The 24,107-nt window shown below is 43.0% G+C and carries 21 protein-coding genes and 2 pseudogenes; 8 read left to right on the top strand and 15 right to left on the bottom strand.

The genetic code is table 11. From position 1 onward, the window contains the following. The first annotated feature begins 403 nt into the window (after positions 1–403). Positions 404–1,759: a DJ-1/PfpI family protein gene (locus tag ACFORK_RS08050; RefSeq protein WP_379197491.1), complete on the top strand. Its 1,356-nt coding sequence runs from the start codon at positions 404–406 to the stop codon at positions 1,757–1,759. Between the two features lie 135 nt (positions 1,760–1,894). Here ACFORK_RS08050 and ACFORK_RS08045 read toward each other — a convergent pair whose 3' ends face one another. Further along, on the bottom strand, positions 1,895–2,320 hold the full coding sequence (locus tag ACFORK_RS08045; protein WP_379197489.1) for an exosporium protein C: 426 nt from the start codon (positions 2,318–2,320) through the stop codon (positions 1,895–1,897). A 216-nt stretch (positions 2,321–2,536) separates the two neighbouring features. Between ACFORK_RS08045 and ACFORK_RS08040 the strand changes: the two are divergent. Both ACFORK_RS08040 and ACFORK_RS08035 read left to right on the top strand, forming a co-directional pair. Continuing rightward, a pseudogene (locus ACFORK_RS08040) lies at positions 2,537–2,847 on the top strand (N-acetyltransferase). A 128-nt stretch (positions 2,848–2,975) separates the two neighbouring features. Further along, entirely contained in the window at positions 2,976–4,004 is a 1,029-nt protein-coding gene (locus ACFORK_RS08035; protein ID WP_379197487.1) for a MerR family transcriptional regulator, read from the top strand. Between the two features lie 26 nt (positions 4,005–4,030). Here ACFORK_RS08035 and ACFORK_RS08030 read toward each other — a convergent pair whose 3' ends face one another. Next, positions 4,031–5,464: an alpha/beta hydrolase gene (locus ACFORK_RS08030; RefSeq protein ID WP_379197485.1), complete on the bottom strand. Its 1,434-nt coding sequence runs from the start codon at positions 5,462–5,464 to the stop codon at positions 4,031–4,033. 162 nt (positions 5,465–5,626) lie between these two features. On the opposite strand from ACFORK_RS08030, the gene ACFORK_RS08025 reads away from it, so the two are divergent. Next, positions 5,627–6,628: a MerR family transcriptional regulator gene (locus ACFORK_RS08025; protein ID WP_379197483.1), complete on the top strand. Its 1,002-nt coding sequence runs from the start codon at positions 5,627–5,629 to the stop codon at positions 6,626–6,628. Between the two features lie 59 nt (positions 6,629–6,687). Here the strand turns inward: ACFORK_RS08025 and ACFORK_RS08020 are convergent, their stop codons facing one another. The 9 genes from ACFORK_RS08020 to ACFORK_RS07980 all read right to left on the bottom strand — a co-directional run bounded on the left by ACFORK_RS08020 (position 6,688) and on the right by ACFORK_RS07980 (position 17,235). Next, positions 6,688–8,124: an alpha/beta hydrolase family protein gene (locus tag ACFORK_RS08020; RefSeq protein WP_379197481.1), complete on the bottom strand. Its 1,437-nt coding sequence runs from the start codon at positions 8,122–8,124 to the stop codon at positions 6,688–6,690. A 96-nt stretch (positions 8,125–8,220) separates the two neighbouring features. Further along, a complete protein-coding gene (locus tag ACFORK_RS08015) occupies positions 8,221–9,657 on the bottom strand; it encodes an alpha/beta hydrolase family protein (protein WP_379197479.1) in 1,437 nt (478 codons plus the stop codon). A gap of 196 nt (positions 9,658–9,853) precedes the next feature. Then, positions 9,854–10,471, bottom strand: a complete 618-nt coding sequence (locus ACFORK_RS08010) for a thioredoxin family protein (RefSeq protein ID WP_379197477.1) — start codon at positions 10,469–10,471, stop codon at positions 9,854–9,856. A 289-nt stretch (positions 10,472–10,760) separates the two neighbouring features. Continuing rightward, positions 10,761–11,768, bottom strand: coding sequence for a FecCD family ABC transporter permease (locus ACFORK_RS08005; RefSeq protein WP_066369909.1), 1,008 nt, complete (start codon positions 11,766–11,768; stop codon positions 10,761–10,763). Next, the gene (locus ACFORK_RS08000) at positions 11,765–12,814 is read right to left on the bottom strand and encodes a FecCD family ABC transporter permease (RefSeq protein ID WP_379197475.1); all 1,050 of its coding nucleotides are present in this window, start codon (positions 12,812–12,814) and stop codon (positions 11,765–11,767) included. The genes ACFORK_RS08005 and ACFORK_RS08000 overlap by 4 nt, the downstream gene beginning before the upstream one ends. Continuing rightward, on the bottom strand, positions 12,801–14,768 hold the full coding sequence (locus ACFORK_RS07995; RefSeq protein ID WP_379197473.1) for an AraC family transcriptional regulator: 1,968 nt from the start codon (positions 14,766–14,768) through the stop codon (positions 12,801–12,803). The genes ACFORK_RS08000 and ACFORK_RS07995 overlap by 14 nt, the downstream gene beginning before the upstream one ends. A gap of 267 nt (positions 14,769–15,035) precedes the next feature. Continuing rightward, positions 15,036–15,692, bottom strand: coding sequence for an SDR family NAD(P)-dependent oxidoreductase (locus ACFORK_RS07990; protein WP_379197471.1), 657 nt, complete (start codon positions 15,690–15,692; stop codon positions 15,036–15,038). A 204-nt stretch (positions 15,693–15,896) separates the two neighbouring features. After that, entirely contained in the window at positions 15,897–16,520 is a 624-nt protein-coding gene (locus ACFORK_RS07985) for a hypothetical protein (RefSeq protein WP_379197469.1), read from the bottom strand. A 214-nt stretch (positions 16,521–16,734) separates the two neighbouring features. Continuing rightward, on the bottom strand, positions 16,735–17,235 hold the full coding sequence (locus ACFORK_RS07980) for a DUF427 domain-containing protein (RefSeq protein WP_379197467.1): 501 nt from the start codon (positions 17,233–17,235) through the stop codon (positions 16,735–16,737). A 280-nt stretch (positions 17,236–17,515) separates the two neighbouring features. Here ACFORK_RS07980 and ACFORK_RS07975 point away from each other — a divergent pair, with 280 nt between their 5' ends. The 4 genes from ACFORK_RS07975 (at position 17,516) to ACFORK_RS07960 (ending at position 20,892) form a co-directional block, all read left to right on the top strand. Next, on the top strand, positions 17,516–18,073 hold the full coding sequence (locus ACFORK_RS07975; RefSeq protein WP_379197465.1) for an AAA family ATPase: 558 nt from the start codon (positions 17,516–17,518) through the stop codon (positions 18,071–18,073). 206 nt (positions 18,074–18,279) lie between these two features. Beyond that, positions 18,280–19,080 (top strand): ABC transporter permease, encoded by an 801-nt coding sequence (locus ACFORK_RS07970; protein WP_379197463.1) that lies wholly within the window; start codon positions 18,280–18,282, stop codon positions 19,078–19,080. A gap of 7 nt (positions 19,081–19,087) precedes the next feature. After that, positions 19,088–19,900, top strand: a complete 813-nt coding sequence (locus ACFORK_RS07965) for an ABC transporter permease (protein ID WP_379197461.1) — start codon at positions 19,088–19,090, stop codon at positions 19,898–19,900. Between the two features lie 11 nt (positions 19,901–19,911). Beyond that, the gene (locus tag ACFORK_RS07960) at positions 19,912–20,892 is read left to right on the top strand and encodes an ABC transporter ATP-binding protein (protein WP_379197460.1); all 981 of its coding nucleotides are present in this window, start codon (positions 19,912–19,914) and stop codon (positions 20,890–20,892) included. Between the two features lie 238 nt (positions 20,893–21,130). Here ACFORK_RS07960 and ACFORK_RS07955 read toward each other — a convergent pair whose 3' ends face one another. From ACFORK_RS07955 to ACFORK_RS07940, 4 genes and pseudogenes are all read right to left on the bottom strand, one after another. After that, positions 21,131–21,388 carry a nuclear transport factor 2 family protein gene (locus tag ACFORK_RS07955; RefSeq protein ID WP_379197458.1) on the bottom strand — a complete coding sequence of 86 codons (258 nt, stop codon included), beginning with the start codon at positions 21,386–21,388 and terminating at the stop codon, positions 21,131–21,133. A gap of 122 nt (positions 21,389–21,510) precedes the next feature. Beyond that, complete coding sequence (locus tag ACFORK_RS07950) at positions 21,511–23,118, bottom strand: hypothetical protein (protein WP_379197456.1); 1,608 nt, start codon at positions 23,116–23,118, stop codon at positions 21,511–21,513. Next, complete coding sequence (locus ACFORK_RS07945; protein WP_379197454.1) at positions 23,111–23,818, bottom strand: ABC transporter ATP-binding protein; 708 nt, start codon at positions 23,816–23,818, stop codon at positions 23,111–23,113. The genes ACFORK_RS07950 and ACFORK_RS07945 overlap by 8 nt, the downstream gene beginning before the upstream one ends. A gap of 200 nt (positions 23,819–24,018) precedes the next feature. Further along, positions 24,019–24,105, bottom strand: a pseudogene (locus ACFORK_RS07940) (sulfurtransferase); the annotation flags it as partial. Positions 24,106–24,107 lie beyond the last annotated feature (2 nt).

Genomic DNA, 24,107 nt, shown 5'->3' with positions numbered 1-24,107 from the left:
TGCCCGAAATAGTCTTGTGAAAGAAACAGCACAGACTTAAGGCTAGCCCCTTCCCCTCTTTAGGTCCAGCTCCGTTACACTCCCGAGACTGATGATAAATCCCGCCCCGCTTGTTATATTTTACTAGCTAGATAGATTGAATTAAAAAATTCAACATAAGGAGAGCGAATGGAGGAAAAGTTTGGAACTGAAGGAGCGCTAGCGACGGCCTAAAAGCTTTCCGAAGGAAAGCTCGCTTCGGTAGCTTAAGCTCTCCGGATTTCATCCGCAAATAGCGGTACAATCCCAAGAAATCTGGAGACAACAGCGGCCGAAAGTCCAAACATTTTCCGCAATGCCAAACTTCCCCATGTATACTCCTAGGTTCAATCTATATATTCATACAGCGAAGGAGAATCAACAAATGAAAACCGTATTACGCATCACCATCTATCTAATCGTCTTTATATTAATCGTGGGAGGAACAGGAGCCGTCGGATTTATCAATACAATGAATTCCGGTATGTCAGTTTACGATAAAACCCCGCCCTCATTAACGAATGTCCAAATACCACAATATGACGCTAAAAAACCAACAGTGGCTGTACTACTAGCGAACGAAGTGACAGAGGTGTTCGATTTCCTCGTTCCTTACGAAATGTTTGCGATGACAGAGTCTTACAATGTATATGGGGTTGCACCTGACCGTAAAATCAAATCTCTTACTGGGGGACTCGATGTTATACCTCACTATTCATTCGACGAGATGGATCAGCTGTTAAGTAAAAGTCCAGATATTATTGTCATTCCATTCATGCCGATTTTAGACGATAAGAAGCATGCTCCTGTTCGAGAATGGATTCAAAAGCATGCGAATAAGCAAACGATTTTACTCTCTATTTGTAACGGGGCAGAGAACTTGGCCGATACTGGTTTGTTGAAGGGTAAATCAGCTGCTACACATTGGGGAGACATTAATCGACTTATTAAAAAATATCCAGACATTCAGTGGGTGAAGGATCAACGTTATGTTCCGCAAGGAAATATCGTATCTTCCGCGGGTCTGACATCAGGAATTGATGCTACGTTATATGTCATCTCCCAGCAGTTGGGCGATGCAGCTGCAAAAAAAGTAGCAGATAATATGAACTATCCTTCTTATAAGTATGTATTAGATCCAAATATGAAACCCTTTAATGCCGGACTTAGCGATATCACATACGTATTAAATAATGCTTTTCAATGGAAAAAAGCCAACGTAGGCGTACTCCTGTACAATGGCGCAGATGAACTGGATTTATCTGCTGCATTTGATACATATGGTGCTTCCGGTACGACAAGAACACTAACGGTATCCAATAAAAATGAACCCATCGTAACGAAACATGGTCTGAACCTAGTCGCGCGTTATCAAACACCGAATGCACCTAAGCTCAGTAAAATGATTGTCGTTGGTCACGATGCTGAGACGAGAGCAGCTGACGACATCAAGCAATGGAATAACAGTGACCATAATGCGGAGCTATTGTTCCTGCACCGTGATATGTCCGAGCGCTTTGCAATGGACCCTGCGTTTGAGGATTTAGCCAAACAGGAGGATATCCAAACTGCCAAATTTGCCGCAAAACGTCTTGAATATCGTGCTACAGACCACTTGAAGCTGGAAGGTAAACCTTTTTCCATTGAAGCCTTTGGTCTACCTGCTTTACTGAGTATGCTAGCTATAATTATCGCCTCATTTATTGATAGACGTTTGTTTGGTAGAAAAAAACAAGGATAGTACCCATCGGTCTTTTAAAAAAGCCACTTCATCATGAAGTGGCTTTTCATGCAACCTCTTTTCATATAAGCATGAAGTACAGTTCCCCGGCAACGAAAATGAGACAACTAGAGATGTTATTAATGTAAGTGGTTTTTAGGTTCTCGTTTTTACGGCTAATCCACTAAACGATATAGGACCGACAACATCAGCCCTTGTATTGGCAGTACGGTTTTCTGCTGTGACTGTGTAAACATGCGTTCCCGCTTTTACATTCCGATCTTCTGCTTGGAACGTAACTGCATAATTTTGTTCAGAACCAACAGATTCAATACCTTGTAGTGTGTTGAATATCTCTTTTCCATCACGGAAGATTCTAAAGAGAATTTGCGCAATGCCAGTGACACCACGCACACCCACGGTTGTTACCAAATCTACCCGATTAGGTTGAGCATTTCTTGGGATCCGAATATTGATTGTTGCAATGCGGCTTTTTGCTGGTGAGCGTCGGATTATAAATGAATTTGCTAAGTTGAATTTGTTACGCGGCTGGACAGCAGCTTTATCTAGAATACGGACCAAAATATCAGCTCCTCAAGATTGATATCTCTAATGTATTCTATGTAAACAGAGGACGATTGGGCGATTCTTTAAGATCGAAAAATAAAGCACTAGACTGTCGAAGGTATTAAGTTAACGGACAGTAGAGTTTAATTAAAAACGTTCTTTATTGTTTGTGTTAATTGGGTTTTGTTAGAATATCATTAGATTTTAGTATCGTATATAGGAGGAATAAAGTTGAGGATCGTCTATGCAAATGACTCAGACTATGAATACATCCGAAACCGTGACCAGCATATTTCTGAGAGCTTAATACTATCAAAAATAAAGGAAAAAGAGATATACATTCTGCGAAATCAGGATGAAAATAATATCGGCTTTTCTGGGAAGAAGAAATGAAACAAAAGGACTACAATCTGATTATGACATCCACTCAGGCTGATGAGGAAGCCCAACATTTTTATAGAAAACTAGGCTACAAAGATGCAGGATGCTTAATCCTTGATACACAACCATTGGAAATACTCCTTACAAAAAAATTAAACTAACATCCCATTTGGCATATATTAATCTGGAATACTCCCCCAAGTAGAAGATGAGTGCTCTGAGCAGTATAATGATTACTAAACCTATAGTTGATAGTGATAGAGAGTGATATCATTAGGGGGGAAATCATTTGTATTCGCACACCGAGACCGAACTGCAAGATCAAGAAGGCATGGATTCAAACCTTCCGGCGCAGACCTTTACGATTGGGGAAGTGGCCAAGATGATTGGATCTAAAATCAGAACCATTCGCTACTACGATGAAATTGGATTAGTGAAGTCCACTAGCCATACTGAGGGTAAGCATCGCTTATATACAATGGAAGATATATGGCGTCTAGAACTTACAGCAACGCTGCGCTATCTGGATTTTGGCATTGAAGAGATCAGCCAGCTCCTATCAGGGTCCTTATCTGTCGATAAAGCACTCGATTGGCAGATGGAATCCCTCTCCATCCAGGTTAATGCGCTTACTCATATGATCTCTATTTTACAGCAAGCGAAGCAGCAGCAAGGGGATTCCATGCGTTATCTGTACGATCTTGTTCAAGCCAAAGCCTCAAATGTTGAAAAACGAAAACAGTTTATTGCCGAAAAGGTAGCCGCTACTGAACTCTTTGACGAAGTTCCCTTGGAATGGCAGGATCCCATGCTGTATTTCTTCAATAAATGCATTGTTCAACAAGAAAAAACTACACCAAAACAAATAGCCGCCTGGAATGAGCTGCAAGAAATCATCAATGATCCCCAGTTTATTAACGATGTGAAAAATACGGGCTTTGCCTCTTCTGTCAAAGAACTTCAGCCCCGTTATGATGCAGATACCTGGATCAAGAAGCTGGATCTATTCTATGTCCAATTGACGCAAGCGGTGGAGAAAAAGAAATCTGCTGACAGTCCTGAGGTTCAGGCCATTATAGAAGAAACAATCTCGCTGTATGCGAATACGGAGGAAACATTCTATAACGAGGATTTCCTTAAATCCTATCTCGAACAGGCCGAGCAGACTCGTACACCGCTTATTGAACGCATAGACAGGTTATGTGCCATAATGAGCCCACAATTAAACTTGCTCACAGAAGCAAACCTTGTGTTTATTCAAAACTTGCAACGGAAGCTGGAATCACACAACCAGACAAGCGAACAGCCCAAAAGCTAAGGCCTTTGGGTTGTTCGTAGTTATATTTAGTCATGTAAAATCGTAAAAGCCGGACGTTCTCCAATATTTTGCTCCAATAGCCGGAAAGGCTTCTTTTTCAAGTAATGATCAAAGAAATCCTGCGAATAATCGCTAATGCGATCATGGGTCTCTCGGATATCGCTTCCCTGCATCCATTGGAAAACCGGTGTGAATAGCACAAAATCGGTGAAGCTGCCATGCCTCGTTTTATTCAGAATCATCCAGTAGTTTCCGCCCTTAGTGATATTAGCGAACCTCGGCAGGACCTCCTTCTTCATATCAATCGGGCCATCTGTGGTTGTGTGAATATACGCTACAGTGGAATCCGCACTTATCATCAGAAACGGCTTACCTAAGCCTTCCACCGGAATACGCCGCTGTCCGTATAATATACCATCCATGTTAAGAGCTGCCTTGATTCTGGAATCCGTCATTAACATTTGCACACTGGTCGCTCCGCCGTAGGAATGACCGAACATCCCCATATTATTCATATCCATCCGCCCGGTAAAACGCTGGTCTGGATCATTCGCCGCCAGCCCCTCCACCTGATCCAGTACAAATTTGGCATCCTCTACCCATTGTTCATTGGCATGATCCAGATCGGTGATGGATTTGCTCTCTTCCTGGATTAATGGTGCCACCCGCCCATCAGGGAACACAGAAGCGGTACTGCTATAGGTGTGGTCTATGCCGACCACGATGTAACCATGACTGACCAATTTTTCGACCTGGTAGGTGTTCTGCATTTTATTCCCCGTTAGACCATGTGAAAATAGAAGCACCGGGTAGGACGGCTCTGCATTAGAAATCTCTGCATTCTCTATAGCATGTGTCTTCACATAACCTATAGAAGTAAACAACATCTTAGGGACATGAAACACCTTGCTATATCCCTCAGCAAAGGCTTTGATGTCCGAATGATAGACCCCAACCTTCCCTTTCGCTTGAGCATCAGCAGGGTACCAGACTTGTACCATTAATTCACGTTTGTCATTAGGATCAAGCGTGAGGACCTCGTCCCGACTATCATCTTTCCAATCATAAGTAACCGTACCAATTTTGTACGGACCTCGCGGCTTCTCAAAGGTGAATACGGGAAGTAACAAAGGCAAGGCTACCGTAACAGCTGAATAAATAACGGTCAGCAAGGTCACCAAAATGAGCTTTGCAGTTGATCTTTTTCGAGGTGTTTGTACTCCAGCTTTGTGAGACTTCGATCTCAATCTGATAACGAAAAACAAAAGTGGCACAGCCGTAAGCACATACGCCGGAATCATCGGCCAGCGCATACCTTCTATGATTCCATGCATCAGCATGATGATGACGGAAATCCCGAATAGAATGAGCAGGCCACGCTGCGTCTTGTTCTTAGCGAATAGAATCCAGCCGATCAATAAAATATTGAAAACCACTAACAAAATTTCAAAAAACCTCATATGTAATGACCTCCATGCAGATTGTAAGTTGCTAGCACTAGCTAATACAACTTATTATCTCCAGTAGGTGAGATTCGAGTCCTTTTGATTCTATCTTAATGCAGGAAATACGGCTGGAATTCAATGAGCAGTGCGCAGTATAATTGCAGTAAAACTTTAATCATGAAGACAGAAGTTCTAGCATTGGAGGTACAGCATTTGTATTCAGACAGCGATACAGAACTACAGACCTATTCAATCGGGGAAGTTGCCAAAATGATTGGCTCTAAGGTCAGAACCATCCGCTATTATGATGAGATTGGATTGGTTAAGCCCTCCACTCATACGGAGGGAGGGCACCGGTTATATACGATGGAAGATATTCGGCGTTTAGAGCTTACTACAACGCTGCGCTATTTGGATTTTAGTATTGAAGATATCAGTCAGCTCTTATCTGGAGCCTTATCGGTTGACAAAGCACTCGATTGGCAGATTGAATCACTGTCCATTCAGGTTAGCGCACTTACGAATATGATCTCTATTTTACAACAAGCAAAGCAGCAACAAGGGGATTCGTCCATTAATTACATTTACGATCTTGTTCAAGCTAAAGCATCGAATACTGATAAACGCAAACAATTTATTGGCGAGAAAGTGGAATCTTCTGATCTCTTTGATGGAGTTCCCGCAGAATGGCAGGATCCTATGCTGCATTATTTCAATAAATATATTGTCAATCAAGAGAAAACAACAGCGAAACAAATAGCTGCCTGGAATGAGCTGCAAGAAATCTTAAATGATCCTCAATATTTCGAAGATGTGAAGAACACTAACTATACATTCTTCATTAAAGAACTTCAGCCCCGTTATGATGCAGCTAGATGGATCAAGAAACTGGATCATTTCTATCTTCGATTGACCCAGGCGGTGGAGACAAAAAAATCAGCTGACAGTCCTGAAGTTCAGGCGATCATTGAAGAGTCGTTCTCGCTATACGGCAATGTTGAACAAACCATCTATAACGAGGATTTCCTTAAATCCTATATGAAACATGCCCGGCAGACTCGTACACCTCTTATTGAACGCCTCAACAGGTTATGTTCCATCATGAGTCCGCAAATAAATTTATTCTCAGAAGGGAATCTCGTGTTCTTTCAAAACTTGCAGCGAAAAATGAATTTGTAATATGACCTATAACTGCGAAGAGCCCAAAAGCTAAGGCTTCGGGCTGTTCGCAGTTTTCATTAGTCATGCAAAATTGTAAAATCCGGATGCTCTCCAATATTTTGCTCCAATAGCCGGAAAGGCTGATTTTTCAAGTAATGATCAAAGAAATCCTGCGAATAATCGTTAATTAGGCTGTAAGCCTCCCCAATATTGCGTCCTTGCATCAGTTGGAAAAGTGGTGAGAACGAAACAAAATCAGTGAAGCTGATATGCGTCGTCTTGTTCAGGATCATCCAGTAGTTACCACCCTTAGTGATATTAGCGAACCGCGGCAGGACTTCCTGCTTCATATCGATCGGGCTGCCTTCTGTAGTGGAGTTAATATTCTCTACACTGGAATCTGCACTCATCATCATAAACGGCTTGCCAAGCCCTTCTTCCGGAATACGCCGCTGACCATATAACACACCATCCATGTTAATGGCTGCTTTGATTCTGGAATCCGCCATCAACACTTGCGTACTTGTCGCTCCCCCATAGGAATGGCCGAACATCCCCACATTATTCATATCCATCCGGCCGGTAAAACGTTGGTCTGGATCATTCGCGGCCAGCTTCTCGACCTCATCCAATACAAACTTGGCATCTTCTACCCATTGTTCATTGGCATTATCCAGATCGGTAATAGACTTTATGTCTTGCATAATTAATGGTGCTACCCGTCCATCCGGGAAAACAGAAGTGGTACTGCTATAGGTATGGTCTATGCCGACCACAATGTAACCATGACTAACCAATTGTTCGACTTGGAAAGTGTTCTGCATTTTATTTCCAGTCAGACCATGTGAAAATAGAAGCACCGGGTAGGACGGCTCCGCATTAGAAATCGCTGCATTCTCTATAGCATGCGTCTTGACATAACCTATAGATGAAAATAACAGTTTAGGGAAGTTAAACATCTTGCTATATCCCTCAACAAAAGCATTGGCATCCGAATGATAGGCCGCAATCTTCCCTTTCGCTTTGGCATCAGCAGGGTACCAGATTTGTACCATTAGCTCACGTTTGTCATTTGGATCTGGCGTGAGGACCTCGTCCCGACTATCATCTTTCCAATCATAAGTAACTGTACCGATTTTGTAAGAGCCCGTAGGTTTATCAAAGGTGAATACGGGAAGTAATATCGGCAAGGCTACCGCTACAGCTGAATAAATAACAGTCAGCAAGGTCAGCAAGACGAGCTTTACAATGGATCTTTTTCGAGCAGGCTGTTCCCCCACTTCACGAGACTTCGATCTCAATCTGACAACGAACAACAATAATGCCACTACCGTCAACACATACGCCGGAACCATCGCCCAGCGCATACCTTCGATGACCCCGTGCAGCAGCAAGAGGATGACGGAAATCCCGGATCCAATTAGCAAATTACGCTGTGTCTTGTTCTTGAAAAATAAAATCCAGCAGATCAGCAAAATATTGAAAACAAGCAACACAATTTCAAAAAACCTCATAAGCATTGAACCTCCATGTTGATAGTAAGTTGCTAGCACTAGCTAATATACAGCTTACAATCTCCAGTAGGTGGAGATTCAAGTCTTTTTTTCATATCAGTCTTTTTGAAGCGTGAACGTCGGATGCTCACCAATATTTTGCTCTAATAGCCGAAGTGGCTTCTTTTTTAAATAATGATCGAAGAAATCCAGCGAGTAATCATTAATAAGGCTGTGCGCCTCTCGAATATCACCCTTTTGAAGCAATTGAAACAGTGGTGAGAGCAGATAAATATCGGTGAAGCCCATGTGTGTCATGTTCTTTATGGTCATCCAGTAGTTACCGCCGTCAGCTATATGATCAAAGCGCTCCATGAGCTTCTTCCCAAGATAAGAGAGCTCACTATTATCCGTGCTTTGTAAAGCCTCCAGACTGCTATCCGCACTCATCATCAGAAACGGCTTGTTCAGTCCTTCTTCCGGAATACGCAGTTTACCATATAACACTCCATCCATATTAATAGCAGCCTTCACTCTAGCATCCTTCATTACCATTTGAACGCTTGTTGCCCCGCCAAAGGAATGGCCAAACATCCCCACATTATTCATATCCATTCGGCCTGTAAAACGATGTTCCGGATCATTCGCCGCCAGCTTCTCCACTTGATCCAGCACAAATTCAGCATCCCCTACCCATTGATCATTCAATTGGTCCATAGGGCCAGTGGAGGTCATGTCTATCGGTTGATAATACGCCACACGCCCATCCGGGAAAATGGAAGCTGTACTGCTGTAGGTATGATCTATGCCCACTACAATGTAACCATGACTAACTAATTGTTCAATTTGAAAGGTGTTCTGCATTTTAGTTCCGCTCAAGCCATGCGAAAAAATAAGCACCGGGTAAGACGACTCCGCATTGGAAATCTCCGCATTTTCTATGGCATGTGTACGGACCTTACCGAAAGCCGTAAACAATAGCTTGGGCATCTTAAAAACTTTACTATATCCTTCCGCAAAAATATCAGGCTCAGGATGATAAAATTCTGTTTTTCCTTTCGCTTTTGCATCAGCAGGATACCAGACTTGGACCATTAACTCGCGCTTGTCGCTCGTATCTGGCGTGAGGACTTCGTCCCGCTGATCATCTTTCCAATCATAAGTGACTGTGCCGATTTTGTAAGGACCTGCCGGCTTGTTAAAGGTGAATACGGGAAGTAATACCGGCAAGGCTACCGTAACTGCTGAATAAATAACGGTCAGCAAGGTCAGCAAGACGAGCTTTACAATGGATCTTTTTCGAGCTGATTGTTCCCCCGCTTGGCGAGACTTCGACTTCAATCTGACAGCGAAGATCACGAGTGGCAACGCCGTCATGACATAAGCCGGAATCATCGGCCAGCGCATCCCTTCAACGACCCCATGCACCAACATAATGATGGCGGAAACACCGAAGCCCATAAGCAGTCCTCGTTGCGATTTGTTCTTGAATAATAGAATCCAGCCGATCAACAATATATTGAAAACAATAATCAAAACTTCAAATAACCTCATAAGCATTGAACCTCCGTTTATAGTTAAATGCTAGCCGCTAGCTAAAACACAGCTTACATTCTCCAGTGGGTGGAGGTACAAGTCCTTCCTAGGAAAATGATTCGTAAAGACCATTTAACGTTTGTGACTGCACAAAAAAACCGCCAAACTGCGGCGGTATTAATCAGTATGTCAGTATTATTAAAGTAAAAAAGCTTTATTTTACGATGGATTGAATGATGCTGATGATTCCTTGTTTTTCGACATCCTTAGTATCTGCACGCTGTGAAAGCAAATATTTATAATAAGCCTGTTTCACTGCCGGGTCTAATTCAGCAATCGCTTGATTCCGTCCTTCCAATTCCGGATTCAGGTCCCAGAACTGCTCTCCCCACTTAGGGAACAAAGCTGTAATTTGTTCGGGTCTTTCAATAAAGATGCCCTGCTCTTCTCCCTTATCATTAAAAAATACATAAGTAGGAATATGGCTTTTGCCGTCTGGATGCGGGTATAATTCTGCGATATCTAAATTATCAGGATCACGGTTCAAAATATGCAGCTTCAGCTTACCGGTTTCCTGCTCAATTTTTGCGAAGAGCGGTAAATTGGACACAACATCGCCGCACCAATCGTGAGCCAACACCAGCACATTTACCGGTTCAGCCCATGATGCAAAATAAGCCCGATCTTCATCGTTTAGCGCAAAGCCTTCAAAATTCGTTTGTAATCTTTCCTGATTCACTTCAGCCTGATCGACGAACTGTTCAAATGTCAGCGCCTCTGCAAAAGCCTTTTGCAATCTCTCAGCTGAAATTGCTGTTTGTTGTGTACTCATAAGTATACCCTCCCAATAAATAAAATGCGCATCTGTTTACTTGGTATTATACGTCAAAAAACAGAAACATGAAAGATAAGCTACGTTCTCTCCCGAAAATGGATGCAATAACATTGCCTCTACAGCTCTCCAAAACCCCGAATTAGGCTCAGCATAGACAACAAATACAGCCCTGCTACTACTTATTTATGCATTGCTAGCTTACAGCTCACTGTCAAACAGCTTCGTATCTTTTTCGTATGCCAAAAAGCCTTCGAGCATGCTCAAAGACTTTTAACATAATCCATATTCATTTGGAACGCATTAATAGATATAGGAAGTAAGGCACACTCAGCATCGTAACAATAATCCCTGCGGGAATATCCGTCTTAAAGCTGACCGTTCGAGCAATCGTATCCGCTGCAAGCAGCAATATCGCACCAATTAGCGCTGAAGCTGGTAGAAGTACTTTGTAATCGTGACCTACCAGCTTGCGAGCCACATGCGGACTAATCAAGCCAATAAAGAAAATGGAGCCCCCCAGCGCTACACAACCAGAAGCAATGGCGACAGCCGCAATCGACAGCCATAGAAATTTCCGCTTTAAAGCAACTCCTAGTCCTATCGATGTTTCATTGCCTAACACCAAAACATTTAATATTCGTGCATTGGCCACAATGTATATGAATAATAACAATACCCATGGTAACAACAAACTAATATAGGGCCACTTGTCTCCCCATAAATATCCCGCTTGCCAACGCTGTGCAAACTCATACTTTTGGTCATCCAGCTTTAACGTCAGAAATAACGTTAGTGCACTTAACCCCACATTAATCGCAACGCCAGTCAGAACAAGTCGTGTAGATGAAATCATACGATGTTTTCTATAAGCTAGAACATAAATCAGCGCGGCTGCCAGCAAACCACCCACGAATGCCATAGACGGCAATAAAAATGCTGTAGTGGCACCTTGAATGCCTACAGTCGAGATAATTAATAGCACCATAAGACCTGAACCTGAGCTAATACCAAGCATGCCGGGATCAGCTAGATCATTGCGCAACAGCGCCTGCATAACAGCGCCTGCCAGGGCCATCCCAAATCCAACAAGTATCGCTAATACAATTCGCGGAAGACGAAACTTATAAACAACGAGATGATGCTCTTCAGGGCCCTGTCCAATCAATACTTGGAATACTTCAAGTGGATTGAGAGACATTTTCCCCATATTAAGACTTAGAATAGCTCCTACAATAAGCAGTATTAAGAGAGATAGAACCCATATTGTCGCCTTATAAGATTTAACAACACTCATTTGACAGCTCTCCTCTCTTTACTCGCAATTAGCAAGAAGAAAGGCACACCAATCATTGCAAAAATAATGCCCAGCGCTGTCTCTGCCGGACGATTAATCAATCTTCCCGCAATATCCGCTACAACCATAAGTACGCCCCCATAAATGGCTGACGCCGGAATAATGTAACGATAATCTACGCCTACAAAAAAACGCATGATATGCGGTACAATCAACCCTACAAAGCCGATTGGCCCTACAAGTGCAACAGATACACCAGCAAGTAAAAGAACTGCAAGCGTAGCTAGCATCTTAACGAAACCGATCCGTTGCCCGAATCCTTTCGCGATCTCTTCTCCCAAGTTTAAAACAGTAATGGAGCGTGAAATGAATAGTGACAAAGCCAGCCCACCCAAGAACCAAGGAATGACTAGTTTTATCTCCATCCATGTCGCTCCTGCCACACTACCTGATGTCCAATAAGCAAGGGCATAACCAATTCCATAGTTTAATGAGATAAATGATCCTATAGCGCCAAATAGCATAGTAATTGACATTCCAGCTAGCACCAGTCGTTGCGGCGTCATTCCTGAACGATTCAATGAAGAGGCAAGATACGTTAATCCTGCACCAAGCCCTGCGCCAATAAAACTAACTAGCAGTGTAGTTGTCTGCAGCTGCCCTGGAAGGAAAGCTAGTGTAACGGCCATTGCAAAAGCTGCTCCTGCATTTACTCCCATTAATCCCGAATCAGCCAGCGGATTTCGCGTATAGCCTTGCATAACCGCTCCTGCTACCGCGAGACACATGCCTGCAATAATATCAGCCGCCGTACGCGGAATACGAAGGGCATGAATAATCTGATGTTCAGTCAATTCTGGATCAAAATTAAAAATCGCTGTCCATGCCGTTGTCAGGCTCATGGAAGCAGAACCAAAAGAGATAGAAGCTGCTGCCGAAAGCAGCAGCAGCAGTATCCCTATGAGTAAAAACAGACCGAAATACGATTTCCGCTCAAGATGAGGTATTACGGTTGTTCTATCATCTAGCTTTCTATTTTTTTTCATACGCTGACACTAGCTTCTCAACTACAAAATCGAGCTGTTTATCAAGAGAGTAGATATCGGAATAATATGAAAAATCAAATCCAATTTCGATCAATCTACCTTCTTTGATGGCTGGAATGCTGTTCCAAATTGGATTGTCCGTCAAATCATCAGCCCCATCCCATACAGAACGGAACACGAAGTCTCCTATGTACTCAGGTAACACTTCTAAGGAAACAAACCCTCCAGTAGCCTTCTCTCTTCCATCAATCTTCTTCTGAATAATTTCTGGCGCCTTTAGTCCTAAATATTCATAGATAATCTGAGAGCCCCTTCCGTAAAGCTTGCTATCGATCACCGCCATCTCTTTTTTGCCGCCTTCGATAATGGTTACTGTCTTATCCAAAATTCCCAGTTCATCAAGCTTCTGCTTGCTCTTCTCCACCTTCTCGTGGAAATGATCTAATAGAGCTTGTGCCTCCTGCTCCTTACCAAACACTTCGCCAATCTTCATTACACGTTCATCCGTCGCCATTGTATCTTGAGGAATATAAACGGTCGGTGCTATATCCTTAACCCTATCGTAAGTTTCTTCAGAAGGAACTAAGATCAAATCCGGCTTTAGTGCCATAATAGCCTCTGGATTAGGCTCATACCATGCACCCAGATTTTTAACACCCTCCATCATTTCTGCAAAGGGCGCTCCTTCAAAGACATCCGAAGTACCTACCGGCTTAATGCCAAGTGCAATAAGATCTCCTTGAAGATATAACACGACAACCCGCTCGGGATTAGCCGGCACGACAATATCTCCCTTCAGCGTAGAGATGGTTCTTGTCTGTGCCTCCTTATTGGTATGGTCAGTTGCATTATTAGCTGCTGATGTTGTGACTTCTGAAGCTTTAGATCCATTAGAATTCGCGGCATTCGAGCCCACGTTTGCAGATCCACATGCACTTAAAAGCAAGGTAAAGCTCAATAGCATCACTACAATAAAACTTGATGTCTTTGTTACTCGCATAGGTGAAGACCCTCCGATATTTTTGTGTTGATAATGATTATCATATTCAAACACATTATAGCGAGATGATATGTTCTCGCCAATGGACAATCCGGCGGCGGTAAATGGAGAATTCTCCGATGGGATCATCTGCCTGCTTTCCTTGCGGAATCGGATAGGAGATTGACCATTATATTTACGGAACATACGACTGAAATAATATACATCGTTATATCCAACTTCTTCTGCAATAGCGCGAAGTGGAGCATCGGTAAATCGTAATAGTTCTTCTGCTTGTTGAAGCCGGAATCGGATCAAATATTCGATCAAGCTGAAGCCCGTCTCTCCCTTAAAGCGCGTCGATAAATGACGCGGGCTGTAATTAAATTGCTCGGCTATAGATTCTAGCGATAAATTGTGACGATAATGCTCCTCGATATAGCGAACAACCTGCCCAATAACATCCGGTTGCCTGCGGTTAATCCCATCCTTGGCAAACTGCTTCATTAATTCATGCACGAACTGATAGAACAAGCCCTTAACTTGGATTCTATCCAATAGACTTCCTTGGGCCCAGAGTTGTTCCATTGCCATTAGTTGATAGTGCAATGGCAATGGCTCCAATAACTCGAAGCCATACTGCATCCGAAATGGATTGCTGCGTTCCAAAAGTCTTGCTAAATCCTTTCTCCCTGGCAACGAAGCTCTATAGAATAATAGGTAATATTCAAAAATCTCCTCTGGTTCTATGCTGAGTCTCATTCCTTTGCCACCATGCATAATAAAGTAACTGTCTACGTCGTAATCTATGCCGCCCAGATTCATGCTGGCCTTGCCCTTCACAGTATAGATAAATCCACATGCAGGTAATATATAGCCTTGCAGCTTGTCCCCAGGCTCCATCACAGTGTGTCGGATGTCCAATACTTTAACAGCAGCATGATTCCATGCGACAATATGATCTTCCAGCTTCATTTTTGCCTTTCACTCCGTTCTGCTCCACAATCTATGTAAGGTTTTTATCTCAATTATTGATAATCATTATCAATTAGTATTAGGTAGATCCTCTATTTTGTCAATCGTCGTTTCATATCATGTGAACAAGGCCTATGTGAGTCAGTTCGTCAAAAATAGGTACCTGTTCTATGTGAGTCATTGATCAGATATAAAGCAAAAAAGCCAGTTCACTCTACATGAGAATGACTGGCTTAAATCCTGATCTATTCTATAAAAGATTAGTTATTATGGCTGCTTAAACAGAATTTCATGTTCCTCGCGCTCGGTATACAACTTCCAATAAGCATCTGCTATGATCGCCGGGTCATAATACGTATCAGGCTTCACTGTACCAGCAATGGTTACTGTACCGACAAATATCCCCTCTGGCTTCAATTCCTCAGCAAGTGTTAGCGCGAAATTGCGCACTGCGGCTTTGCCAATCGATAAAGAAGCATTCTGGGCTGAAGGGAACAAGGATAGGCCGCCACCCGTAAACAAAATGGTGCCGGATTTCTTGGCAAGTAAATCAGGCAATACTTGACGTGTACTTTCCAGCGCTCCAACAACATCCACCTGCAAATGCTGAGTGAGTACTTCGCTTGTCAAGGAAGACGGCTTGCCGCCCGCAATAACTGCTGCGTTATAAATTAATAGATCTGGTGAGCCATATTGCTCTTTGATACTTTTGAAGCCAGCTTCAATGGAAGCCGTGCTGCCCGCATCCACGAGGATATAGTCGGCGGCAATACCTTCTTCTCGTAGTTGCGATGTAAACTCCTCAAGAGCGACTTTATTGCGTGCTGCCAATACAACGCGAAAGCCATTCTGACCAAATTTATGGGCTACATGCAGACTTACCCCTGGTCCTGCGCCTAGAATTACCGCTAGTTTGTTACTCATGCCCTCGCCCTCCTATACGCCATATTATATAATACATATATACTTACTTGGTATTATACAATAGAACGTAATTTTAAAAAAGACCGCCAAATTGGGCGGCAGCACTCATTAGTTTTTGAAACAAGCCGAAAAGATCTTTCGCACATAAAATTTAATTCGTTAGTTTTTTTGCCCAATCATTATTATTCCAGATCTCAGGATTATCTATAGTCTGGTTTTCTCACGTACAATAGAATCATAACTATCCTTTCCATTGGTATACCAATCCACAATAACTAACCTTCCATTCAAATACTGCACAAGAAATTCAGTGGGTTCAGCAAAGCTGCCTACATCCTTTTCAACTCGTGCATCTAATTTCAAATAGAAAAAACGCTTATCCCCGCCAACTTGCTCTACTTTGCTAGCATTAATATCAATACCGGTCACCAGATTATCTGTAAGCTTGTTCTTGAGGAAAAGCTCATATTGAGAAGTTATCTTTGTGTGCATGTATTGTTTAAGGTTTTCGTTATCGATATAAGTATCCAAATCAATATCCGAGCCATTCCAAATCGCCTTATAATATTCAGACAGAGCCTCCGTACACATTTTATAAGCCGTTTCAAAATCCCAAACTAAGGGATCGCTTTCGTCTTCAGCTAAAAAAACAGAGGGATTCTTCGATAAATCCTCTTTCGTGATGGATGATACTTCTGTGTTTTCAGCATCCTTCGTATTAACATCTCCCGCCACAACGGCAGTGTTCTTTTCGCTAATATTTGTATTAGCCTGTTCGCATGCGCTAAGAGTAAATAAAATCCCTAGCAACAGGTAAATACGTTTCATTGCATCTCCTCCAGCGGAAATATACTCCACCCCCACACATCCTAATATATATAACTTTTATATAATATAGCAATAACATAAAAACACTAATGATGTAGTAAAGTATACGAACAGTCCAAAAGCTAAGACCTTCGGGCTCTTCTTAGTTGTAATCACCAGAAAATGAAACGAAGACCACTAGGGGTCTCCGTTTTTTTGATAGCTACTAGGAGCATTATATTGCGTATAAAGACTGAAGACGATCCTCGAAAGGCTCACCGTCCTTCAACCATCCATCCACTTTATTCCAATAAAATGACAAATATCCGCGAATAGCAACACTATCTTCCGACGCATCCTTGTAGCTCCAAACTGCATTCTCTATTACACGCTCGCCTGTATGGATGGACCAGTAAGAAGCATCTCCCTTGTAATAGCAAACCGTCTGTAAATCCGTTGGCTGAAGCAAGTCAACACGTACATCTTCAGGAGGGAAATACACGGCAGGCGGCCGCTCCGCTTCACGGAACAAGATCGCGCGTGTGCTGTCGGCAATCACTTCATCAGCCACGAGCACCTGCAGACGCCCTTCAAATTTTTCAAGCCTAATCTTCGAACCGCAAAATTGGCAAACACTCAACTTCAGTACGCTACGCTGGGATAGGGAATCCTCCTCGCTTCGCCCACATGCCTCTGCAGCATTTGGAAAGTTGTTCTGATTGGACTGACTACTCATGATTTCCACTCCTTTTTTTGCATACAAAAAGGAGGTCAGCAGAACTCCGTTAACATCCATCTGTTAACGAAATTTCCGAACCTCCAACTGTATGGTGAGTATCGTTATGCGGTAATAAATTATTAATAGTAGATAACTATGGTTTCATATTACATTCCGCAATTTTCCTTGTCAATGTTAATTTAATTTTATCCGATCGGATTAAGATGTTTTGTTAAAAACACCCTGCTTGATTCGAATTATGATACTATATTGTAATATATTCCAAAGGGGTGGCCTCATGAAATTTGTTGTAATATTTGGTCCGCAGGCAGTAGGGAAAATGACAGTCGGACATGAGCTTGAAAAGATCACTGAGTTAAAGTTATTCCACAACCATATGACTATTGAATTGTTAGCTCCCTATTTTAACTTTAGTCCTGAAATGTGGATATTAGTAAGTAAGTTTCGGCAAGACATTTTTGAAGCTACCGCTGCAAGCGATATGCATGGAATAATTTTCACTTATGTGTGGGCATTCGATATGCAGGACGACTGGGACTATATAGATGGTGTTTGTAAAATATTCGAAGACAAAGGCAGAGAAATTTATTTTGTTGAACTTGAAGCCGATCTTGAAGAGAGAATTGAACGTAATAAAACCCCTCACAGACTTGAACATAAACCCACAAAGAGGGATATTGCTCGCTCTGAACATGATCTGAAACAAACGATGGAGCATCATCGATTGAACTCATTCGAAGGCGAAATTAAGCGGGAAAATTATATCAGAATTAACAACACGAAGCTAAACCCTGATGAAGTTGCCGAAATCATTAAAAACAGATTCGCTCTCTAACCTACAGAATCGTCGATTCAAAAATATCCAAGTAGCGGCCTTGCATACACAAGAGCCGCTTTTTTCGTTTTCAGCTTTATGTAATACAAGCTCGATTATCATTTGGTAAAAAACCCATTAAAGTAAAATTTACCGTGACCGATCTCTCTTTCTCTGATATTGTATTTTTTGCTATCCTTATTTTTCTAATTATGGAGAGGTTGCAAATGAGAGCTTACGGTTATTTGATGAAAATGCGAATGCTGACTGCACTCGCCTATCGTTTCGATGTGTGGATTGGTATGATCGGCGATATTATTCTGCTTGCAGCGTCAGTATTCATCTGGAAAGCAGCTTACGGTGGTGACATTCTCGGCTCAGGCGCTTCCGTGATCGGACTGAACGGTATGATTACGTATACGGTGGTCTCTACGCTAATGGCTTCAGTATTTAGTACCAGTGTACAGGATACTATCTACCACCAAGTGCGCGATGGCAACATCGCTCTTGATTTCATGCGTCCTTTGAATCTGCTTGCCATCTACTTTTCCGAGGATTTAGGCAACATAGTCAGCTCAGTGATGAATAAAGCCATTCCGCTCGTACTGATGGCTACCCTGCTATTTGGCTTTCCGATGCCTGATAGTACGATAGCAGCAGTATTGTTCGTTATCAGCTGCATACTCAGCTTTCTGATTCTATGGCTGATGAGTGCCATGGTCGGACTTGTTGCATTCTGGGTGTCAGAGCTAGGTAATCTCGGAATGGTGAAGGATGCTTTTATCCGTATACTATCTGGAAGTCTTGTTCCGCTATGGCTGTTTCCGGAATGGTTGCAGCAAGTATCGGCTTGGTTGCCGTTTCAGTATACGTACCAGTTGCCGCTCAGTGTGTACATCGGACTCATGAAGCCAGAGGCAGCACTACGCGGAATGGGCATACAGTTGATTTGGATCGTTCTGCTCAGTGCTCTACTCAGCTGGATATGGTCAAGAGCGCGCGGCAAAGTCATGGTGCAAGGAGGATGATACAGTCATGAGTGGGGTCAAACATTATTTCACTGTATTTGGCTACTATGCGAAGCTTGCGATTCAGCGGCAGCTTGAATATCCGTTATTTCTCGTCAGTTGGCTGCTGATGATCCCGACACAGTATTTTGCCGGAATATGGATGCTTCGTATAATTGTTGACAAGTTCCAGCCCTTAGAAGGATGGACTTTCAATGATCTGGCGTTCTTATATGGTCTCGGTCTATTAAGCCATGGGCTTGTTGTTGTATTCTTCATTCCCACCTGGGGTACTGAGTCGGCGGTACTACGTGGAGAGTTCGATAGACTTCTGCTGCGTCCGCTGAACGTATTTTTCCAATTCATCACCGGTTACTTTAACTTTATCGGTCTGATTGATCTAATTCCAGGTGTTGTCATCTTCTTGTATGCTGCACATGCAGTAGGCTTCAACTGGGAGCTGCTTAATATTCTTAAGCTTATCATTACCATTATCGGCGGTGTTCTGATACGGGGAGGCATCTATACGATTGTTGGGGCAGTGGCTTTCTGGACTAAACGCAGCGGCAACCTCATTGGGATGACCATTGCAACATTAGAACGAACAACAATGTATCCGCTCACACTATACCCTTATGTAGTGCAAGTAGTTCTGACTTTTCTGCTACCTATCGGGTTCATTAGCTTCTACCCTGCAGAGAGCTTTCTGGAGAAAAAGACATCGCTTGAGCTGCCGGTAGATATGACCATCGGAACATTGATTGTGGGGCTTGTATGTATGGCTGTCGCTTATATGGTTTTTCGCCAAGGGTTGCGCAGGTATGAAAGTGCTGGTTCATAGGAGGCTTGATGATGTCCATTATTGAAGTCAATGATTTGGTTAAAGAATTCGTTGTTGTCCGCAAAAAAACAGGGCTAGCAGGTGCTGTACGCAGTCTAGTTATGCCCGATAAGAAGATTGTAAGAGGTGTAGATGGCCTATCTTTCAATATTGAGCAAGGCGACATTGTAGGATATATCGGCCCTAATGGGGCTGGAAAAAGCACCACAATCAAGATGCTAACGGGCATCCTTCACCCAACCTCAGGCAACATCCGAGTCTGCGGATTGTCTCCGCAAAAAGAACGCAAAGCGGTCGTACGACAGCTCGGTGTCGTATTCGGCCAGCGCACACAGCTGTACTGGGATCTGCGCCTTGGAGAAACATTCGAGCTGCTAAAACGGATCTATAGAATTGAAGATAAAAAGTTCAAACATACGCTGGACATGTTAAACGATGTGCTACGCATTCAGGATTTCATTGATACACCGGTACGACAGCTGTCACTTGGACAACGTATGCGCGGCGATTTGGCTGCCTCGATGATCCACGAGCCTTCTGTATTGTTCCTCGATGAGCCCACCATTGGACTTGATGCTGATGCCAAGCATGCGATCAGGCAGTTTATTAAGACAATGAACCGGGAGCGCCGCATGACCGTCTTCCTCACCACACACGACTTAGACGATGTCGAGCAATTATGCTCACGCCTGCTTGTCGTCAATCATGGCCACATCGTAGAAGATGGTCCACTGGATACGATCGTTAATAAGCTCGCTCCGAGCCGCCTGCTCGTTATTGAATTGTCAGAGGAAGCCCAGGCACCGGAACATTTGCGGGCACAGCTTGTACGGCAGGAAGGTCTAAAGCTCTGGTATCAGTTTGACAAGGCTGGAATTACGGCAGCTGAACTGATCGCCGACCTTTCAGGCAAGCTGCCAATTCGAGACCTTAGCGTTCAAGAGCCGGATATTGAGGACGCAATCCGTGAAGTATATCGGACAACAGGGTAAGATGTGGTTAAAAGCAGCACATGGTAACTGTAATAAAATTAAAAACACCTTCAAGAACCCACTGATCTAGTCAGGGACTTGAAGGTGTTTTGTTACAAATCGCCTTTAGATTCATTTGATGCGCGCCGATCATCGAACCGGATTTTCCTCATAGCTAATCCAGTCACTCCAGCTGTCATATTTTCATTGAAAGTAGCTACATGGCAATGCGCATTATTTCACCAACCATACAGCCTACTTAACTATAATCTTCTATTACCGATATTTTTCCTTCTAGGATTTCAAATACAGACTTCCCCTTAAGCTGGAGCCTATCTCCTTTTTTCAATCCATTGGGTAAATCTACTGACAACATCGCCTCATAATCAATTTGTACCTCGGCTTTGCCGGGAATAGCACTATAGTTATTGACCGTTTGACACCAACTAGAAAAAATCTCTGCAGACTTTTTCGCCAGCTCCCTAAACTCTGATATCCCTCTGGTCTCCGTATCCATTTTGCCATTGGAATAGTTTCTAAACATGATTTCTTTATGCAGGAGCTCTAATACAAATTAATTCAGTAAGTTTGAAAGCTATTGATAAAAAAGCCCAAAGAAGGCTGCAGCAGGGCACGTAGCTACTTCACGCGAAAAGTGCGAAACCCATACTTGCGTACCAAAACAAACGCGACTAATAGGTAAATCAATGTCAAAATAAAAATAATCTCTGTAAGAAGGAGGCCTGGCGTTGGCAAAACAATACTGACTCCGCACGCGGATGATACGGCCATATTTACTAAGTAGTACAGAGGATTTTTTACATTCAACTCCGTAGAATACGGTTGGAAAATGTAATACATAAATAAATGATGAACAGTGAAAAAGACAGACAGAGAAATAACGCATATCCAAATCATGATGAGTTCTCTACTAAGCCACTCTCCTCCGGCTGAAGCGGCGATAGCTGTCACTGACACCCCAAGGGCGGCCGCAATCGATAGGTTCATTCCTAACACTTTTCCAAACCGAATCCGAAAATGTTCATAAGCCGCGTTTCGATAAAAGCCATACCGTAGCATACTGAGATCACAATTGTAGAACATTGACTTGCATATCTTTTCTCCTACGGTCATGAAATACATGAAAAAACTCAAGAGAGGGAATATTTTTTCCAATCCCCAATTAAGGCGCTGTACTAGCTCCTGAAATACAACCATAAGGATTACACCTACTACTCCGAGAGCACCGATGATGGCTAAACGTTTGTTAACCGGTCCTCTGATCAGACTGTGATGTCTGACGAAAAAGAGAGCGTTCAGATAGGCATGGCCTCTCTTTGACTCTAGCTTGCCCTGCTGCTCCCGCTCCGCCTTATAATCGCCGTCCTTCACTCTAACGCTATTCTTCTCTGCTTCCGACATCATTTTACCTAGGTTCAGCAGCGGGTCATCCCTTTTGCTAGCGGCATCAACCGCTTCTCTGTAACCGGAATAACGGGCTAGCTTAACCGCTGCTAATAGGCCACCCGCCGCAATTACGAGATAGGCAGGCAGACTCAGCAGAAACGTTTCAGTTGGCGGTACCCAGTTGATCAGCAGCGGCAAATACGCAACAGCATATCCAAGAGCAATGACGCTCCAGACGATGACATTTTGCTTGACCAGCACCATGCCAGTTTTTTCAAAAAGTTTGAGATGCGCATACTCCGCCAAAATTCGCCACAGCGTTACCAAGGCTGTCAGTAGAACTCCCTCTGTAATAGTGGCTCCCACAAGCGTTGTGAACAGGAGCACGGCAGGTAATAGATAGACTAGAAATGTCACATAACGATATCCAAGTGAAGCCTTCATGTACCTCGTTGGAGATAGTCTCATGAGTTTCACCGCTACATATTTTTCCCGCTTCGGCTCTAGAACGGTCACACTGCTAACGCTAGCCACCACAAAGCTGATAAGTGCAAAAATATGAACAAACTGCCGCAAGCTTTGTTCCTCTGTCAACCCTTCCCCTAAACTGGCAACAGGCAAGTAGACAAGTATCCCTACATAAGCGAAGCTAGTCATAAATCCCCACAAATGGGTAAGCAAAATTGCGATGACAGAAACGACTTTTTTGAAATTACGATTTTCGTAGAAGCTATCTTTTATCAGCTTGCCGATCAGTGGCAACTTCTGATTGTAATAAATGAGCAGATTAACCATAATGGATATGCGAATAGCCAACAGTATATTAATCGTTCTAAACATGAGTATCGTCCTTCAGCAGATTAATGACAGATTGCTCAAACTCATTGCTATTCAGCAGCTCAGACGGCACGCCAGATAATTTTCCATTGTTCAATAAGACCAGTTCATCGCACAGATCCGAGGCTAACTGAAGGATATGCGTAGAGAAAATCAGAATGTGATCTCGCTTCATCTCCCGCAGCATATTCTTCATCTCCAAAGCAACAATCACATCAAAGGAAGTGAGTGGCTCATCTAGTAGAATTACTGGCGGCTTTGTCATAAGAAACAACAGCATCTGCAGCTTATTCTTCATCCCGTGCGAGTAGTTTTTAATAAGTCTGTGTCGGTCCTCCATGGTCATGCTCATTATATCAAAATAATGGTCAATCCTCTTGTCCATCTGCAGTTTGTCCCGGTTAATATCCATAAAAAACTTGACGAATTCATAACCTGTTAGAAATTCTGGGAGAATCGGTAGCGAATAGACATACCCGACATCCTGCCCACTTAACTTACGTATGTGACCATTGTCCTCCAGAAGCATCTGTCCACCTTCTGTAGCTATCTCTCCGCTTAAGCAGTTGAACAGCGTCGTCTTACCCGCTCCATTACGACCGAGGAGACCATAAATCTTCCCTTTTTCAAAAGTGAATCCTGCTTCCTGAAGAACCTGTTTATCCCCAAATTGTTTAACGATATCCTCAATGACCAAACGCAATTGTAACACCTCCATATGTACGTAAGAAACGTATCCTTTGTTTTTCTACGACACAAGGAGTAGCAAGGTTTCAAGCGGCATGTAGACTTTGGGAGGACTGTTTGCAAGCTGTTGACAAAAAACAAAAAGGGCCGCAACAAGTCACCATTTAGCAACCTGTCACAACCCCTAAACCCGCGTCAGTCACGGACTCCCGTTTCTCACTCTTCCTCTGTCGCCACCGGATTCTCGCTATACGAAATCCAATCACTCCAGCTACCCGCATACATTTTCGCATTGACTATACCTT

The organism is Paenibacillus sp. GCM10012306, assembly GCF_042649265.1.
Lineage (GTDB): Bacteria > Bacillota > Bacilli > Paenibacillales > Paenibacillaceae > Paenibacillus_AQ.
Note: the sequence above shows the minus strand (reverse complement) of the source record. Positions and strands in the feature narration are given on the sequence as shown.